The organism is Arthrobacter sp. S39, from assembly GCF_004320525.1.
Lineage (GTDB): Bacteria > Actinomycetota > Actinomycetes > Actinomycetales > Micrococcaceae > Arthrobacter.
Map to the genome: position 1 here is coordinate 12,188 of NZ_SIHX01000017.1, position 15,421 is coordinate 27,608.

Annotated in this window: 15 protein-coding genes; 11 read left to right on the forward strand and 4 right to left on the reverse strand. The window is 66.8% G+C overall.

The features are described 5' to 3' along the window. Nucleotides 1-2 precede the first annotated feature (2 nt). From EYS21_RS21325 to EYS21_RS21365, 9 genes are all read left to right on the forward strand, one after another. A complete protein-coding gene (locus EYS21_RS21325) occupies nucleotides 3-2,681 on the forward strand; it encodes a DUF4118 domain-containing protein (RefSeq protein WP_131135247.1) in 2,679 nt (892 codons plus the stop codon). Beyond that, complete coding sequence (locus tag EYS21_RS21330) at nucleotides 2,678-3,355, forward strand: response regulator (protein WP_131135248.1); 678 nt, start codon at nucleotides 2,678-2,680, stop codon at nucleotides 3,353-3,355. The genes EYS21_RS21325 and EYS21_RS21330 overlap by 4 nt, the downstream gene beginning before the upstream one ends. A 146-nt stretch (nucleotides 3,356-3,501) precedes the next feature. Continuing rightward, a complete protein-coding gene (locus EYS21_RS21335; RefSeq protein ID WP_131135249.1) occupies nucleotides 3,502-5,484 on the forward strand; it encodes an APC family permease in 1,983 nt (660 codons plus the stop codon). Nucleotides 5,485-5,487: 3 nt separating this feature from the next. Further along, a complete protein-coding gene (locus tag EYS21_RS21340) occupies nucleotides 5,488-6,930 on the forward strand; it encodes a potassium transporter TrkG (protein ID WP_131135250.1) in 1,443 nt (480 codons plus the stop codon). A gap of 142 nt (nucleotides 6,931-7,072) precedes the next feature. Beyond that, nucleotides 7,073-7,807: a GAF and ANTAR domain-containing protein gene (locus tag EYS21_RS21345; protein WP_131135251.1), complete on the forward strand. Its 735-nt coding sequence runs from the start codon at nucleotides 7,073-7,075 to the stop codon at nucleotides 7,805-7,807. A gap of 9 nt (nucleotides 7,808-7,816) precedes the next feature. Further along, nucleotides 7,817-8,263, forward strand: coding sequence for a helix-turn-helix transcriptional regulator (locus tag EYS21_RS21350; protein ID WP_131135252.1), 447 nt, complete (start codon nucleotides 7,817-7,819; stop codon nucleotides 8,261-8,263). A 24-nt stretch (nucleotides 8,264-8,287) separates the two neighbouring features. Then, nucleotides 8,288-8,689 (forward strand): VOC family protein, encoded by a 402-nt coding sequence (locus tag EYS21_RS21355; RefSeq protein ID WP_131135253.1) that lies wholly within the window; start codon nucleotides 8,288-8,290, stop codon nucleotides 8,687-8,689. A 263-nt stretch (nucleotides 8,690-8,952) separates the two neighbouring features. Beyond that, nucleotides 8,953-9,837, forward strand: coding sequence for a hypothetical protein (locus tag EYS21_RS21360; protein ID WP_207307848.1), 885 nt, complete (start codon nucleotides 8,953-8,955; stop codon nucleotides 9,835-9,837). Between the two features lie 286 nt (nucleotides 9,838-10,123). Further along, nucleotides 10,124-10,897: an ANTAR domain-containing protein gene (locus EYS21_RS21365; protein WP_131135254.1), complete on the forward strand. Its 774-nt coding sequence runs from the start codon at nucleotides 10,124-10,126 to the stop codon at nucleotides 10,895-10,897. A gap of 11 nt (nucleotides 10,898-10,908) precedes the next feature. Here EYS21_RS21365 and EYS21_RS21370 read toward each other — a convergent pair whose 3' ends face one another. From EYS21_RS21370 to EYS21_RS21385, 4 genes are all read right to left on the reverse strand, one after another. Then, entirely contained in the window at nucleotides 10,909-11,244 is a 336-nt protein-coding gene (locus tag EYS21_RS21370) for a hypothetical protein (protein ID WP_131135255.1), read from the reverse strand. Nucleotides 11,245-11,406: 162 nt separating this feature from the next. Continuing rightward, nucleotides 11,407-12,387, reverse strand: a complete 981-nt coding sequence (locus EYS21_RS21375; RefSeq protein ID WP_131135256.1) for a TIGR03086 family metal-binding protein — start codon at nucleotides 12,385-12,387, stop codon at nucleotides 11,407-11,409. Nucleotides 12,388-12,418: 31 nt separating this feature from the next. After that, nucleotides 12,419-12,754 (reverse strand): metalloregulator ArsR/SmtB family transcription factor, encoded by a 336-nt coding sequence (locus EYS21_RS21380; RefSeq protein WP_131135257.1) that lies wholly within the window; start codon nucleotides 12,752-12,754, stop codon nucleotides 12,419-12,421. A gap of 64 nt (nucleotides 12,755-12,818) precedes the next feature. Next, entirely contained in the window at nucleotides 12,819-13,439 is a 621-nt protein-coding gene (locus tag EYS21_RS21385) for an acetyltransferase (protein WP_131135258.1), read from the reverse strand. A gap of 175 nt (nucleotides 13,440-13,614) precedes the next feature. Here EYS21_RS21385 and EYS21_RS21390 point away from each other — a divergent pair, with 175 nt between their 5' ends. Beyond that, nucleotides 13,615-14,805 carry a serine/threonine-protein kinase gene (locus EYS21_RS21390; RefSeq protein WP_131135293.1) on the forward strand — a complete coding sequence of 397 codons (1,191 nt, stop codon included), beginning with the start codon at nucleotides 13,615-13,617 and terminating at the stop codon, nucleotides 14,803-14,805. Then, nucleotides 14,802-15,338, forward strand: a complete 537-nt coding sequence (locus EYS21_RS21395) for a hypothetical protein (RefSeq protein ID WP_131135259.1) — start codon at nucleotides 14,802-14,804, stop codon at nucleotides 15,336-15,338. Before EYS21_RS21390 ends, EYS21_RS21395 begins: the two co-directional genes overlap by 4 nt. Nucleotides 15,339-15,421 lie beyond the last annotated feature (83 nt).

The following is a 15,421-nucleotide window of genomic DNA, read 5'->3' on the forward strand; positions in this document are numbered from 1 at the left end:
GCATGGCACGTGGAACGCTGCGGATCTTCCTCGGGGCCGCCCCCGGGGTCGGCAAAACGTACGAAATGCTCGAAGAAGCCCACCGCCTCGGCACGCGCGGCGAGGATGTCGTCGTCGCGTTCGCCCTGGACCACGGCCGCGCCGAGACGCGGGCTCTCCTTGAAGGACTCGAGATCATCCCGCCCCGGCGGCTGCCGTACCGGGGCACGGACTTCGAAGAGATGGACGTGGACGCAGTGCTCCACCGGGCACCGGCAACGGCCATCGTGGACGAATACGCGCATTCGAATATCCCCGGCAGCCGGCATGCCAAACGCTGGGAGGACATCGACGAACTGCTCGCCGCCGGCATCAACGTCCTGTCCACCGTCAACATCCAGCACCTGGCATCGCTGGGCGACGTTGTCAGCGCCGTCACCGAGGTGCGGCAGGCCGAAACGGTGCCCGACGACGTCGTACGCCGGGCCGACCAGATCCACCTGGTGGACATTTCGCCGGAACTGCTGCGCCAGCGCCTGAGCGACGGAAAGATCTACGCCCCGGACAAGATCGACGCCGCACTCTCGAACTACTTCCGCCTCGGCAACCTGACTGCGCTGCGCGAACTGGCGCTCCTCTGGCTGGCGGACCGGGTGGACGAAGGACTGGCCAAGTACCGGGCGGACAACGACATCCAGGCCACGTGGCCTGCCCGCGAACGCATCGTCATCGGGCTGACCGGCGGGCCCGAAGGGGAAATCCTCATCCGCCGCGGGGCAAGGATCCTCAACCGCGTCAGCGGCGGCGGCCTCCTTGCCGTCCACGTCCGCGCAGCCGACGGCGTCGGCGTCGGCGGCGAATCCCCGCAGGCACTGGAAGCCCAGCGCCGCCTGATCCAGGACCTGGGCGGCAGCTATCACATCGTTGCCGGGGAAGACCCCGCCACGGCGCTGCTGGAATTTGCCCGCAGCGTCAATGCCACCCAGGTGGTCGTCGGCATTTCACGCCGCGGCAAACTCGCCGGACTCCTCGGCGCCCTCGTCGGTGGGGGCATCGGCACCAGGGTGGTCCGGGACTCCGGCGACATCGACGTCCACATGGTCTCCCACCCCCTCGGGGGAGGCGGCGCGGGACCCCGCCGCCAAGGGGATCTCGGCCGGATCCGCGTGGCGGCCGGCTTTGTCCTCGCCGTCCTGCTGCCCGTTCTCCTCCAGTTACTGCTTGCCCTGAACCCGGACCAGAACGTCGCCACTGCCGTGCTGGTCCAACTGGCGGGGTCAGTCACTGTGGCGCTGGTGGGCGGGCTCTGGCCGGCCATTCTCGCTGCGCTCTGGAGCAGCCTGCTGGTCAACTATTTCTCCACCCCTCCGGTGGGAACACTGACCATCAACGACCCCCAGAATGTGCTCGCCCTGCTGGTATTTGTTGGTGTTTCTGCCGCCGTTGCCGTGGTGGTGGACGTCTCAGCGCGCCGCTCCAAGGAGGCCGCTCGGGCACGCGCTGAAGCCACCACCCTCTCCGACCTCACCCGCGGCGCGGCCAGCTCCGAGGACACCGTCCAGAGCCTGCTGGAACAGGCACTTGCCGTCTTCAATGTCCGTGGTGCGGCGCTCTACAGCCCGGCTGAACCCGGCGACGGCGGACACCGCGAAAACTGGGCACGCATCGCCCGTGCCGGGGAGCTCCCGGACGCCCGTACAGCCAACGGCGCGCCGTCCCCTGACCAGCCGGACTTCCCCACCGAAAATACAGAACAGATCGATGCGGCCACCCGGCTGGTGCTTTTCGGACGGGCCCTGCCGGCCAGCGACCGGCGGCTGCTGGGGGCATTCGGCGTCCACCTTGCCGCCCAGCTTGAACGGCAGCAACTGGCCGCCAGCCGCCGCGAGGTGCTGCGCCTCGCTGAAGGCAACACCATGCGCACCTCGATCCTGCGCGCCGTCTCCCACGACCTGCGCACACCCCTGGCAAGCATCAAACTCGCCGTCGGTAGCCTCCTCCAAAAAGACGTGCACTACGGCCCCGAACTCGTGCACGAGCTGCTGCTGGCCATCGACGAATCCTCGGACCGGCTGGACGTGCTCGTCGGGAACCTGCTGGACATGTCCCGGATCAGCACGGACGCAGCGAAACCGCTGTTGAAGCCGGTGCGCTGGAGCGAGGTTATCCCGGCCGCCCTCCACGGCATCCCCGCCGGCAGTGCGCGGACGGAACTACCCCGGAATATGCCCGAAATCGAGGCGGACCCCGGGATGCTGGAGCGCGTCATCGCCAACATCGTCGAAAACGCCGTCAAGTACGCCCCCGAATCCGACATAGTCCTGGTCGGAACAGCCGGCGGACTCAGCAGCGAAACACTCGCCGGCCAGCCCGCAGGCGAGCTGCGCATCATCGATCACGGCCGGGGCGTCCCCGCGGAAAACGTCGTGGAAATGTTCCGGCCCTTCCAACGGCTCACGGACGTCCCGCAAACCACCGGCGTGGGCCTGGGACTGGCCGTCGCGAAAGGATTCACCGAAGCAATGGGTGGCACACTGACAGCAGAACAAACCCCCGGAGGAGGACTCACGATGGTCATCAGGCTGCCACTGTCCACGGGCGCCCCCGCCCATCAAACGGCAGCCCAGTCGCCCGTGAAGCCCCAGTCCCTGCTGTCCGCGTGGACCGCCACACCACGCCATCACACCCAGGAAAAACCGTGACCGCCGTTCTCGTCGTCGACGACGACCCGCACCTGCTCAAGGTCCTCAACATCGCCCTCCAGGCCAACGGCTACGCCGTCACAACCGCCACAAACGGCAAGTCGGCCCTCCTCGCCGCCACCCAACAGGCTCTGGCCCTGATTATCCTGGACCTTGGCCTGCCCGATATTGATGGCACCGCTGTCATCAAACAGCTGCGGACCTGGAACGAGGTCCCGATCCTGGTCCTCTCGGCCCGCCACACCTCCGATGACAAAGTCGAAGCCCTGGACGCCGGCGCCGACGACTACATCACCAAACCGTTCGGCCCCGACGAGTTACTCGCCCGCCTCCGCGCCCTGCTCCGCCGCAGCCCCGATCACAAGGCTCCCGAGCCCGTCATCACCACCGACAACTTCACCGTCGACCTCGCCAAGCACCGCGTCACCCGCGACGGCGCAGACGTCCGCCTGACTCCGATCGAGTGGAACATCCTGGAAATCCTGGTCAGAAACCCCGAGAAACTCATCACCCAACGCCAGCTCCTGACCGAGGTCTGGGGTCCCGCCTACGCAAAAGACTCCAACTACCTCCGCGTCTACATGGCCCAGCTGCGCCGCAAGCTTGAACCCGACACCGGTAACCCCCGCCACCTCCTGACCGAAGCGGGTATCGGCTACAGATTTCAGCCCTAAGGGCGTCCGCCGGCCAACGCCCGCGCCGGAGGCGTTAAGAACGCGTTAAGAACCCGGGTTTTCCCCTTGGAGGCCTCCGGCCCGGTGCTACGCTCCGTTGGTTATTCACGCCGATCCCGCCTGCGCGGGGTACAGAAAGTAACCCGTTGACTGCATCCACCCGTTTCTCCATTCCCGCCAGCGTCCCCAACCCGGAACGTGACGGCGAACCCGGAAACCGGCTGACCCGGTGGCTGCTCGAACACACGGTGCATCAGCCCGTGGGCCCCGAATCCGCCGAGGACGACGCACACACCCAGAGCTGGTGGAAGGTCATGTGCCTCACCGGGGTGGACTACTTCTCCACGCTGTCCTACCTGCCCGGCATCGCCGCCCTCGCGGCCGGGGCTCTGTCCCCGCTGGCCACCCTGCTGATCGTCGGGCTTACCCTGCTGGGCATGCTGCCGATGTACCGGCGGGTGGCGCACGAAAGCCCGCACGGCCAGGGATCGGTGGCGATGCTGGAGAAGCTGCTGCCGTTCTGGCGCGGCAAGATCTTTGTGCTGGTGCTGCTCGGCTTCGTAGCGACGTCCTGGATCATCACCATCACCCTCTCCGCCGCCGACGCCACCGTCCATATGCTCGAGAACCCCTACCTGCCGCCCTTCCTGGACGGCCAGGCAGTCGCCATCACCGTGGTGCTCCTGCTCATCCTCGGCGGCGTGTTCCTGCTCGGCTTCTCCGAAGCCGTGGCCGTGGCCATCCCCCTGGTGGCCATTTTCCTCCTGCTGAACGCCGTGGTCATCGGCGTGGGACTGTACGACGCCGTTACGCAACCGGGTGCCCTGGCTAACTGGACCGCGGCACTCACCTCCTCCGGGACCGGTTTCGGCGACATCGCCGGGCCCGCCCTGCTCGCCTTCCCGCTGCTGGTCCTGGGCCTGTCCGGCTTCGAGACCGGCGTCAGCATGATGCCGCTGGTCGCGGCCGACGGCGCCACCGCCGAGGAACGCCTAGCCACCCGCGTCCGGAACACCCGCAAGCTCCTCACCGCCGCCGCCCTGATCATGAGCGTCTACCTCCTGGGCAGCAGCTTTGTCACCACGGTCCTGATCCCTGCCGAAGCCTTCCACGATGGCGGCGAAGCCAACGGGCGTGCCCTGGCCTACCTCGCCCACGAACTCCTGGGCAACGGTTTCGGCTCCGTCTACGACGTCAGCAGCATCCTGATCCTGTGGTTCGCCGGCGCGTCCGCCATGGCCGGGCTGATCAACATCGTGCCCCGCTACCTGCCCTCCTACGGCATGGCACCGGACTGGTCGCGCGCTGTCCGGCCCGTGGTCCTGGTCTACACCGCCATCAGCATCCTGATCACCATCGGCTTCAACGCCGACGTCAACGCCCAGGCCGGCGCCTACGCCACCGGCATCCTGGCCATGATGGTTTCCGGCGCAGTAGCCGTGACCATCTCTGCGGCCCGCAGCAAAAGGCGGCGCGCCGCCGTCGGATTTTCTATCCTGTCCCTGATCCTGCTGTATGCCCTGGGCGCCAACGTGATTTCCAAACCGGACGGCATCGCGATCTCCGGCTTCTTCATCCTGGGCATCATCGCCGTCTCACTGGTCTCCCGCGTCAGCCGCACCACCGAACTCCGGGTCCACAACATCGAGTTCGACGACGAAGCCCGCCGGTTCATCACCGACACCATTGATTTCGACGGGCGGATCAACCTGATCGCCAACCGCCCGCAGGCCCGCGACGCCGAGGAATACCGCGCCAAGGAAGCCGAGCAGCGGGAGAACAACCCGGTACCCGGAACCGCGGACGTGATCTTCCTGGAAATCGATGTGACCGATCCTTCTGGCTTCAGCGACGTCCTGGCGGTACGCGGAATCGAGGTGGACGGGCACCGTGTCCTCCGCGCCGAAAGCCCCGCCGCACCCAACGCGATCGCCGCGATCCTGCTGGCGCTTCGCGACGCCACGGGTGTGCGGCCGCACGCCTACTTTGAATGGGCCGAAGGCAATCCGCTGGCGCACCTTATGCGCTACCTGCTGCTGGGGCGCGGCGACACCGCCCCCGTGGTCCGCGAGATCATCAGGGAAAACGAGCCGGACCCTGACCGCCGCCCCGGCATCCACGTGGGCTAGGACATGTCGCTGAGCAAGTTCCGGAACGGCGCGCCGGCGGCCCAGAACGGCGCCGCGGTGCCGGGCCTGAGGGGCGGACGGCCCTCCAAGCCGCAGAAGGACAATCCCGTACGCCGGGCCCTCCTGCACCCGGTGCGTTCGGTCCCGCTGGCCTTCCTGGCCGTGATCATCCTGGGAGCAGCGCTGCTGAGCCTGCCCTTTGCCCGGACCGGCAGCGACCCCGCAGCCGACCCGTTGCTGGCCGCGCTTTTCACGTCCGTCTCGGCCGTGTGCGTCACCGGGCTGATCACGGTGGACACGGCAACGTACTGGACCCCGTTCGGGCAGGCCATCATCATGGGCCTGATCCAGGTGGGCGGCTTCGGCATCATGACCCTCGCCACCCTCCTGGCCCTGCTGGTCCGCAAGAGCATTGGCCTGCGCGGCCAGCTGGTGGCGCAGTCCGAAACGCACACCCTGAACCTCGGCGACGTCCGGCATGTGCTGCTGCGGGTGGCGAGGCTCATGGTCGGCATCGAGGCGGCCACCGCCGTCGTTTTGACGGCCCGTTTTTGGCTGGCCTATGACCAGAACCCCCTGACCGCCCTGTGGCACGGTGCCTTCCACGCGGTGTCGTCCTTCAACAACGCCGGCTTCGCGCTCTACAGCGACAACCTCATCGGGTTCGCCGAGGATCCCTGGATCATCGTTCCCATCTGCCTGGCGATCATCGCCGGCGGCCTGGGTTTTCCCGTGATCATCCAACTGCTCCGGGGGGACGTTACGGCCAGGAACTGGAGCGTCCACCTTCGCCTGACCGTCTACGGCACCCTGGTGCTCCTGGTTCTTGGCATCGGATTGTTTGCCGTCTTCGAATGGAACCGCGACGAGACCCTTGGCCCGCTGTCCCTGGGCGGCAAGATGCTGGGCTCCCTGGCCGGGACCGTTTTCCCCCGCACGGCCGGCTTCAACAGCATCGACTACGGCGTGGCGTCACCGGAGACCCTCATGGTGACCAACATCCTCATGTTCATTGGCGGCGGCAGCGCCGGCACCGCGGGCGGCATCAAGATCACCACGTTCCTGGTGCTGGGCTTCTCCATCTGGAACGAGGTACGGGGCCGGGACGAGGTGACCATCGCGCACCGCTCCATCAGTGCATCCTCGCAGCGGCAGGCCCTGTCCGTGGCACTTCTTGGTGTGGCCGCCGTCGTCAGTGGCACGCTGCTCCTCCTGATGGTGACCGACTACAGCCTCGAAAAGGTCCTCTTCGAGGCCATCTCCGCCTTCGCCACAGTGGGGCTGAGCACCGGCATTACGTACAACCTCCCGCCGGCCGCCGAGTGGGTGCTGATGGCGCTCATGTTCCTGGGCAGGATCGGCACCGTGACGGTGGCGTCGGCGTTGGCGCTTTCGTCACGACCGCGGCTCTACCGGCTGCCGGAGGAACGCCCCATCATCGGCTAGGTCCGGCGCGAACGTACATTTGAGGCCCCCGCTTTGAGCGCGAACGTACACTTGTGGCCCTCGCGGCTGGGCCCCAAGTGTACGTTCGCGCTATATGGACGGGGCTGTTGCGGGTATTTCGTGATGGGAATAGGTTGTGGAGATGTCCACTAGCCCCGAGCGTGACCTCCTCCTCGAACTCCAGGACCTGATTGTCGGTACGGAGTCCGTGGCTGAGTTCCTGGGCGGCTTCGCTTCGATCGCCGCCGGCGTCCTGAGCCGCAGCGCCAATGAAACCATTGAATGCGGTGTCACGCTGAAACGCATCAAGCGGACAGCCACGGTGGGCGGCAGCAGTCCCAAGGCCATCCACCTTGACCAGATCGAACAGCGCGTGGGCGACGGCCCCTGCATCGCGGCCCTCAGGACCGGGGTGCCCACCCTCCTCGGCGATGTCCGCACCGACCCGCGCTGGCCGGAGTACCAGAAAGTGCTCTATGACGAGGGGATCCTCAGCGCCCTGGGGGTCCCGCTGCAACTGGGCGAAGATACCGCCGCGGCGCTGAACTTTTTCGCCACCTCCACGGGCGTGTTCACGGCGGACATCATGAGGGAAGCCACCAGCTTTGCCGACCTTGCCGGCAGCGCCGTGCGCCTGGCGGTGAAGGTGGGCACGGCCCAGGGCGCGGCGGACGACCTCACCGCGGCCATGGCCAGCCGGACTGCCATTGATCTGGCGTGCGGGATCATCATGGGCCAGAACCGCTGCTCCCAGGCCGAGGCCATGACCATCCTGACCAACGTTTCCAGCCACCGGAACCAGAAGCTCCGCGACATCGCCGAGGAAATGGTCCTCAAGGTTTCCGGCGGCAAAGCCAGCACCCACTTCGACGCGTAAACTGGCGGCATGACACCGCAGGAACTGGCCAACCTGGCCCACCTGCGCCGGGCCCGCGACCTGATCGACCGCGAGTATGCCCGGCCCCTGGACGTGCCCACCATGGCCGCCGGCGCCCTGATGTCACCCGCCCACTTCTCCCGCCAGTTCAAGGCCGCCTACAGCGAAACACCGTACAACTACCTCATGACCCGGCGGATCGAACGGGCCATGGCACTGCTTCGTGCCGGTTCGAGCGTCACGGACGCCTGCATGGAGGTGGGCTGTACGTCGTTGGGCTCGTTCAGCTCCCGGTTCACCGAGATCGTGGGCATGACGCCCAGCGAATACCGGGCCCGCGAACACCATGCCGTGAAGGCCATGCCCAACTGCATCGCCAAGCAGCACACCAAACCGGACCGCAAGGGCAAGAAGGCAGCCCGCGAAACACTGAGCAGGATTGAAGAAGCGTCCTAGTTTCCGCTGCCATAGCGTGAAGACATGAACATTTCATTGAAGTACGCACACGTCACCGTCAACGATCTCGATGAGTCCCTCGCCTTCTACCGCGACGCCCTGGGCTTTGAAGTCCGCAACGACGTCGGCTCGGACGGACAGCGCTGGGTCACCCTCGGCAGTGCCGCCCAGCCCGACCTCGAGCTCGTCCTGTCCCCTCCGCACGCCGGCCGCTCCCAGGCCGACGGGGATGCCATCCAGGAGCTGCTCACCAAGGGCGTGATGCCCATGCTGGTGTTCACCACGGACGATCTCGACGCCACGTTCGAAACCCTCCGCGCGTCCGGCGCCGAGGTCCTCCAGGAACCGATCGTGCAGCCCTGGGGCCCGCGCGACTGCGCCTTCCGCGACCCGTCAGGGAACATGATCCGCATCAACCAGGGCTGAGCCGGGTCTCGGGTCCGGTGATTGAGCCTGTCGAAATCCGCGTCTCGACAAGCTCGACCACCGGGCTTCGGTGATTGAGCCTGTCGAAATCCATTGCCGTCCGTCTCCGCCGAGGCGTACAATTCGGGCATCTGAGGCGCAGCCCTCACCCAGCCTCCGGTTCCGGGTTGGGCGTGGACGGGCGGCGTACTTATCTGGGAAGTACCTGCCTGTTCAACTGCGCGTCGGAGTAGCCAGCCCTACTCGTTGAACAGAGGAACCCCATGAACACCAAGTTCGCCATTCCCTGTGCGATTGTCATCGCCTCCGCAGGACTGCTGGGCTCGCCAGCGGCCGCGGCGCCCCCGAGCACCATCTCAGGAGCCATCTTCACCTCGGACGTGTCGGGCGTCCCGGTGAACCTGAACATCTACGAAGCCAAAGAGGACGTCTACCTCAACGGCGGACCCGGGATCAACGCCCCCGACGGCGCCGCCGGCCTGCCCGACGGGACCTACTCGTTCCAGGTGACCGACCCCTCCGGAAAGGTGCTGCTCTCCACGGACGCGGTGGTCTGCCGGCAGTTCACCGTTGTGGGCGGGGTCATCGAGGACGTTGTCGACGTTGGTGGCTGTGAGCACGCCACCGGAGCTGACGGGGAAGACGGCGGGGCCACAGTACAGCTGTTCCCGTACAACAACACCCCCAACAACGGCGGCGTCTACAAGGTCTGGGTCAGCCCCACAAACCTCCTGGACTGCTCGGCACCGGGCAACAAGCAGTGCTTCGTTCCCCGCTACAGCAAGGTGGACAACTACAAGGTCCGCAGTGACATCATCGTGGAAATCGACGTCCGGTTCTGGAAGAACGGTGTGGCGATGGACGGCTACGCCGCTGAATGGACCGACACCAACGGAGCCAGCAACATCAAGTTCTCCGAGTGGAACCCGTCAGTTCTTGCCTTCCATGAGGCCCACTTCGAAGCCACCGAAGAAGGCCGGCACAGCATCAAGGTATCGGACCAGCCCGGCTGCGACATCACCGCCGTCGAGCTCCCTGACGGAAGCTACGGCAAGCTGCGGGGCAACACCTCAACCGTCAGCTTCGACGTAGCACCGGCCGGACCAGGCGCTGACGTCACGTACTTTGTGGACGTGAGCTGCCGGTAACCCGGATGGGTGATCGGGCCTGCCAGGACCCCCGGGTCTCGACAGGCTCGACCACCGAGTTCGGTGATTGAGCCTGTCGAAATCCGGGTCTCGACAGGCTCGACCACCGAGTTCGGTGATTGAGCCTGTCGAAATCCGGGTCTCGACAGGCTCGACCACCGAATCCCCGCGTGTCCGCCCAGTTCAAATTCGAGTACCCGCTACTCGTGTGCCCCCGTCCGCTGCCCCGTAGTCTCAACATTGGCTGCAGTAGCGACGGCCCTTCTCACTTGAAGGGGGCAATCACGTGAACGATGGTCAAGCACACACTAGTGGGGGCTCGGACGAGCTTGAGCTGGCCACCGATTGGCGCTGGGACGGCGCCGAACTCCTGTACGACCTGGTGGCCCCCACGGAGGCGGCGTCCCTGGACCTGCTGGCCGACATCGGCGCCGCAGCCCTGACCCGGGCCGCCGACGCGGTCCTTGACTGTGTGGTGACCCTCCGGGCGCCCAGACGGAAACCGGTCACGGCCGGCAGCCCGGAGGAAGCCGTGCTGCTCACCAGATGGGACCAGGAGCATTCGCACGGTCCGGCGTCGGAATCGCTGGATGGCAACGTGGCCATCTTGGTCAACGCCGAATCGCGGGACCCACGGTGGCCCCACTACCGGCAGCGGCTTCTGGCGGCCGGTTACCTCAGTGCGGTCAGTCTTCCCCTGGACGTGGACCACGGTTATGCCGGCGCCCTGACGTTCCTCGCCGCCGGGGCCAACGTCTTCACCGCCGAACTCATGGCCCACGCTTTGGGCTTCCGGGATCTTGCGTCCAGGAGCCTGCGCCTGGCCACGCAGGTCCGGCGGGCGTCCGAGTTTTCGGAGCAGCTTCGCTCGGCGCTGTCCAGCCGCACCGCCATCGACATCGCCTGCGGCGTGATCATGGGGCAGAACAGGTGCTCCTACGATGAAGCCTTCGCCATTCTGTCCAACGCCTCCAGCCACCGGAACATCAAGCTCCGCCTCGTCGCGGAAGGCATCTTGGAGGGCTACGGCGGCGCGCCGGAAACGCACTTCGAGGTGTGACCCTTGCCTCCTTACATTCCGGGGATGTGCTGTGCCTCGTGGACCTCGATCTCGCTGCCCGGCATGTTCAGGTGCGGGTGCTCCTTGGCGAGTTGCAGGGCTGCCTCAGCGTTCTCGGCCTCGATGAGGCTGTATCCGGAGACTTCGAGCTGGCTGGGCGCGGTGGCTCCGCCAGGCGAGACGCGGACACCGTTGGCCAGCGGGGTTCCGAAGTCGATCAGCCCCGCGCCGACCTTGGCACCCCAGGCGTTCCACTCCCCCATGGAGGCTTCCATGTCCTCCGGTGCTGGCGGCGCTGCCTCAGCGGGTGTCATCGGGGAGTGGTAGATGAACAGAAACTTGGACATTTTCTTTTCCTTCTTTCGTGATTGTTCTTCTGTTTACTGCGGGGGTGCATCGATTGCTCCGTAGAGGCCCTTTTGAGCCCTCAAAACGGCCGGTGGGCCCACGCCGGCAGGGTTCCCTGGCCGAGCTTGCGAGGCCAGGGGGCCGGTGGGGACAACCGATGGTCAGACGGTGACGGTCCGGCCGGTGAATGCGATGAGTCGCTCGAGGCTGCCTGCGGTCTCCGCGACGGGCCGGGCCGGCGCGAAGCTGCCGCCGGAGCGGACCTGCTCGGAGATGGTCACCAGGGCGAGGCCCTCCACGTAGTCCGTGACGACGTCGGACACGGCCAGGTCCTGGCCGCTCGCCTTCGCGAAGTCCCACGCATGGACCAGCAGCTCGAGATTCAGGATGCTCGCCACGATGGTGGCGGGGAGTTCCGCGAAGCCCATGTCGATGGTGCCGTCAACGCCGCGGCGGGCGAACGCTTCCAGCGTGGGCTGCGCCAGTTCGGCGATGCGGACCTCGGGAGCCGCATCGGCACGGTCCGTCACGTCGGCGCCCAGGGCGGCACCGATGTTCTTCAGCGACCCGGCGAGGTGCTCGAGGAGTTCGTGGGCAGTGAAGTCCTCGCACGGCGTCGGCTTTTCCCGGTCTTCCGGGGTGAGCTTGCGCAGGACTCCGAGCAGGACTGCCAGTGACGCGTCGGCGGAGATGAGGTGGTCGATGGGGTCCGGGGCGGCCGCCCATTCGTCCGGGCCGGCACCCGCATCTGACGACGCCTCTTTGACCAGGCGTCCCAGGAAGTGGTTCCAGCCTTCGGCGTGTGCCGTGGACTGCTCGGGCGTGAGGCCCTCGTGCACCAGGCGAAGCGAGGTGCCGCCGTCGACCGGCTCCAGCGTTATGGTCACCGTGGACGCGCCCGGCGGCAGGTCCGTGGCGGACTCCCAGCCCCAAGTGAACACAATGCGCTTGCCCGGCTCGATTTCCTGGAACGTCCCCGCGGCGTGGTGGCCCGGAACGATGGTCCAGCGGTACCCGCCGCCGACGCGAAGGTCCACCCTGGCGGCGACCGTCTTCCAGCGGCGCAGGCGTTCCGGCTGCGTGATCAGGGCGAAGGCCTCGTCAGCGTCGACGGGAAGAAGGATGGTTTTATCGAAGCTCATCTGAGCGGTCCTTTGTCTGGGAATGAAGTATCTAACGTGGTGGTGCAGGGTCTCCTGGCCGGGGACGGTTCCCGGCCAGCTCGGCGGCGTCTGCAGCCAGCAGGTCCAGCTCGTCCGTCCAGAACTGCTCGACCAGCGCACGGAGCCGGCCCATGCCTGCGGGATCGAGCCTGTAGTACCTGTTCCGCCCCTCTTTGCGGGCAGCCACCAGGCCTGCCTGCTCGAGCAACAGCAGGTGCTGGGAGACTGCGGAGCGGCTGACCGTGAAGTGGGCGGCCAACTCCCCCACAGGCTGTTCCTGGCGTGCCAGAAGATGCAAAAGCCGGCGCCGGTTCGGCTCCGCAGCGATCTCCAAGGCATCCAACACAATTAATACGTTAGTCGTCACTAACGTATTAGGCAAGCCCCCGCACTCCCGGGCGGCGCGGGTTCTAATGAGCCGGAGTCCCCACCCACGTGGCGAAGTCCGGCATGCTGCTTTCGACGGCGGTGCCCATTCCGATCCGCGCGTAGCGGCCCACAGTGATGCCCTCGCGGATGCAGGAGTTCATCCCGACGTGCACGCCGCGGCCCAGGCTCGCCCCGCCGCCCAGGGACGCCCCGGCACAAAGGGTGGAGAAGTCGGCTATGTGGACGTCGCAGCCGAGGTGGACGTTCGGCATCGCCACAACATGCCTTCCCAGACTGACCGACGGCGCAAAACTGACGTTGTGCAGGAGGATGCTTCCCTGTCCGACGAATGCCACGTCCCTAAGGGGGATGCCCGGGTCCATCGCCGTGGCATACCTGCCTTCGGGGAGCCCCAGCTGCGCGAGCCGGCCCACCGCCGCCTCGCGCTCAAACTCGGATTCGATGCACACGATCACCTTGGCGTTCGCGTAGCGCAGCACACTCCCGATGCCCCCAAGGACCGTGGCTCCATCAACGGAAACGCCCAGCAGTTCGAAGTCGTCATCGAGGATGCCGATGACGTCGTACTGGCCACTGCTGCGGACCATCGCCAACACCTCGCGCGCCAGTCCGCTGGCCGAAACAATCAGCAATTCCTCCACGAGGCACTCCCGGAGTCGTCCTGCAGGATTGACTTCAGATCCCCCTTCCAGCAATGATAAGCATGCTTACAGATCAAGGGAAGAGTTGTTTTCTTAGCCTCCACATCCCGGGCATAACGAGTGCCCCCAGGCGCCGGAAGGAACGGTTACCGTGGCGGAATCGCCCAGCTCCAACATGAATGACGTGGTTGCCGGACGCTACCGGCTGGGTGAGGTGATCGGCCGGGGCGGCATGTCGTCCGTCTACTCTGCACGGGACAGGAATTTGGGCCGCGACGTAGCGTTGAAGCTCTTCGCACCGCAGGCGCCCGATGCGGGTGAGCTCAAACGCCAGGAAGCCGAGATCAGGATGCTGGCCACCTTGAACCATCCCAGCCTGGTGACGCTTTTTGATGCCGGCATCGATACGCGCATCCCGGATGAGCCCCGCCCGTTCCTCACCATGGAACTGGCGGACGGACAGGACCTGCGGACACGCATCAGGCACAGCCCGGTCCCGCTGGACGAACTCGCAGTCATTGGCGCCGGGGTCGCCGACGCGCTGTCCTACGTCCACAGCCTGGGGATCATCCACCGGGACATCAAACCCGCCAACATCCTCCTGGCGCAGACCCGCCCCGGGGAACCGCTGCGGGCCAAGCTCACAGACTTCGGAATAGCCAGAATCACCGATGCCACCCGCCTGACAGAAACAGGGGCCATGGTGGGAACGGCGGCGTACCTCAGCCCGGAGCAGGCCATGGGCTCGCCGCTCACCCCGGCCACGGACGTCTACTCGCTGGGACTGGTTCTGCTCGAGTGCATCAAGCAGACGATCGAGTATCCCGGCAGCGCAGTGGAATCCGCTGTGGCCAGACTGCACCGGCCGCCCGAAATTCCAGCAGACCTCCCGGCTGAGTGGGCGGACCTGATCCGCTCAATGACGGCAATCGAGCCACTGGACCGCCCGGCCTCGGCAGACATTGAAACGGCGCTGCGGCAGGCCCTCGTTTCGCCGGAGTCCACCCCCGGCAGCCTCGCCCCGGAACCCACGCGGGTCCTGCCCAGCATGCCGTTCCGGGCGCCGTCCATCAGTGCTGCGCCAGAGGCGGCGACCACGGCGCCGACCACAGACCCGACCCCTGCCCCCACCCCCAAAGTTTCGGAAGCGCCCCGCCCCGCGCGGCCGGCCCGGGCGCGGCCGGCCCGAACGCTGAGGCGGCTCTGGCCGGCCGCCGTCCTGATCCTCCTCGCGGCAGCGGGCGGGTCTGTTGCACTCACGGCGGGCCTGCCCTCAGAGTCAACAGCCGACGTCGTGCCTTACCCGACGGTCACGGGCGCCCTCGGCGACCACCTCCAGGAACTTCAGAAGAAGGTGGAACCATGACGCTTTTAAGGTCCCGCGGCGGACGCTCGGGCGCGCGGCGATGCATTCGGCTGGCCGCCGCCCTGGCGCTGGCAGCGCTGCTCGCCGGCTGCGGCCCCGCCGAGACGGGTCTGCAGCGCGACGCTGCCCGCCAGCTTCAGGAGCAAGTACTCAGTGTCAGCCAGGCTGCGGCCGCGAACGATCCCGCGGCAGCCCTCAAGGCGCTGGACGGCCTGGAGGCCGGCGTGGCGTCCGCAGCGGACCGCGGCCAGGTTTCCGAGGACCGGCGCCGGGGCATCATGACCAGCGTCGCCGCTGTCCGGGCCGATCTCACCGCCGCCGTGGAAGCCCTCGCAGCAGCGGCGAAAGCGGCGGAGGAAGCAGCAGCCGCTACAGCCGCTGCCGAGGCCGAGAAGGCCCGGGCGGAGGCGGAGGCTTCGGCTCAAGCCGCCGCGGAGAGCGCTGCGGCAGCTGCACCCGTCCCCGCACCGGCCCAGGCCCCCGCGCCCGCACCGGCCAAGGGCGAGAGCAAAGGCAAGGGCAAGAACGGCTGACGAAGGGTCTGCAGCCGTCCATTCCGGCAGGATGCTGCCGATTAGGCTTCCGCACCCTGCGCACGCGCCCACCCTGGCACCAA

Bases quoted from the DNA above. Each gene is read 5' to 3' on its own strand.
- EYS21_RS21375 (WP_131135256.1), bottom strand. From the start codon at position 12,387: ATGAGCTTCGATAAAACCATCCTTCTTCCCGTCGACGCTGACGAGGCC.
- EYS21_RS21345 (WP_131135251.1), top strand. From the start codon at position 7,073: ATGTCCACTAGCCCCGAGCGTGACCTCCTCCTCGAACTCCAGGACCTG.
- EYS21_RS21355 (WP_131135253.1), top strand. From the start codon at position 8,288: ATGAACATTTCATTGAAGTACGCACACGTCACCGTCAACGATCTCGAT.
- EYS21_RS21395 (WP_131135259.1), top strand. From the start codon at position 14,802: ATGACGCTTTTAAGGTCCCGCGGCGGACGCTCGGGCGCGCGGCGATGC.
- EYS21_RS21370 (WP_131135255.1), bottom strand. From the start codon at position 11,244: ATGTCCAAGTTTCTGTTCATCTACCACTCCCCGATGACACCCGCTGAG.
- EYS21_RS21325 (WP_131135247.1), top strand. From the start codon at position 3: ATGGCACGTGGAACGCTGCGGATCTTCCTCGGGGCCGCCCCCGGGGTC.
- EYS21_RS21390 (WP_131135293.1), top strand. From the start codon at position 13,615: ATGAATGACGTGGTTGCCGGACGCTACCGGCTGGGTGAGGTGATCGGC.
- EYS21_RS21360 (WP_207307848.1), top strand. From the start codon at position 8,953: ATGAACACCAAGTTCGCCATTCCCTGTGCGATTGTCATCGCCTCCGCA.
- EYS21_RS21350 (WP_131135252.1), top strand. From the start codon at position 7,817: ATGACACCGCAGGAACTGGCCAACCTGGCCCACCTGCGCCGGGCCCGC.
- EYS21_RS21340 (WP_131135250.1), top strand. From the start codon at position 5,488: ATGTCGCTGAGCAAGTTCCGGAACGGCGCGCCGGCGGCCCAGAACGGC.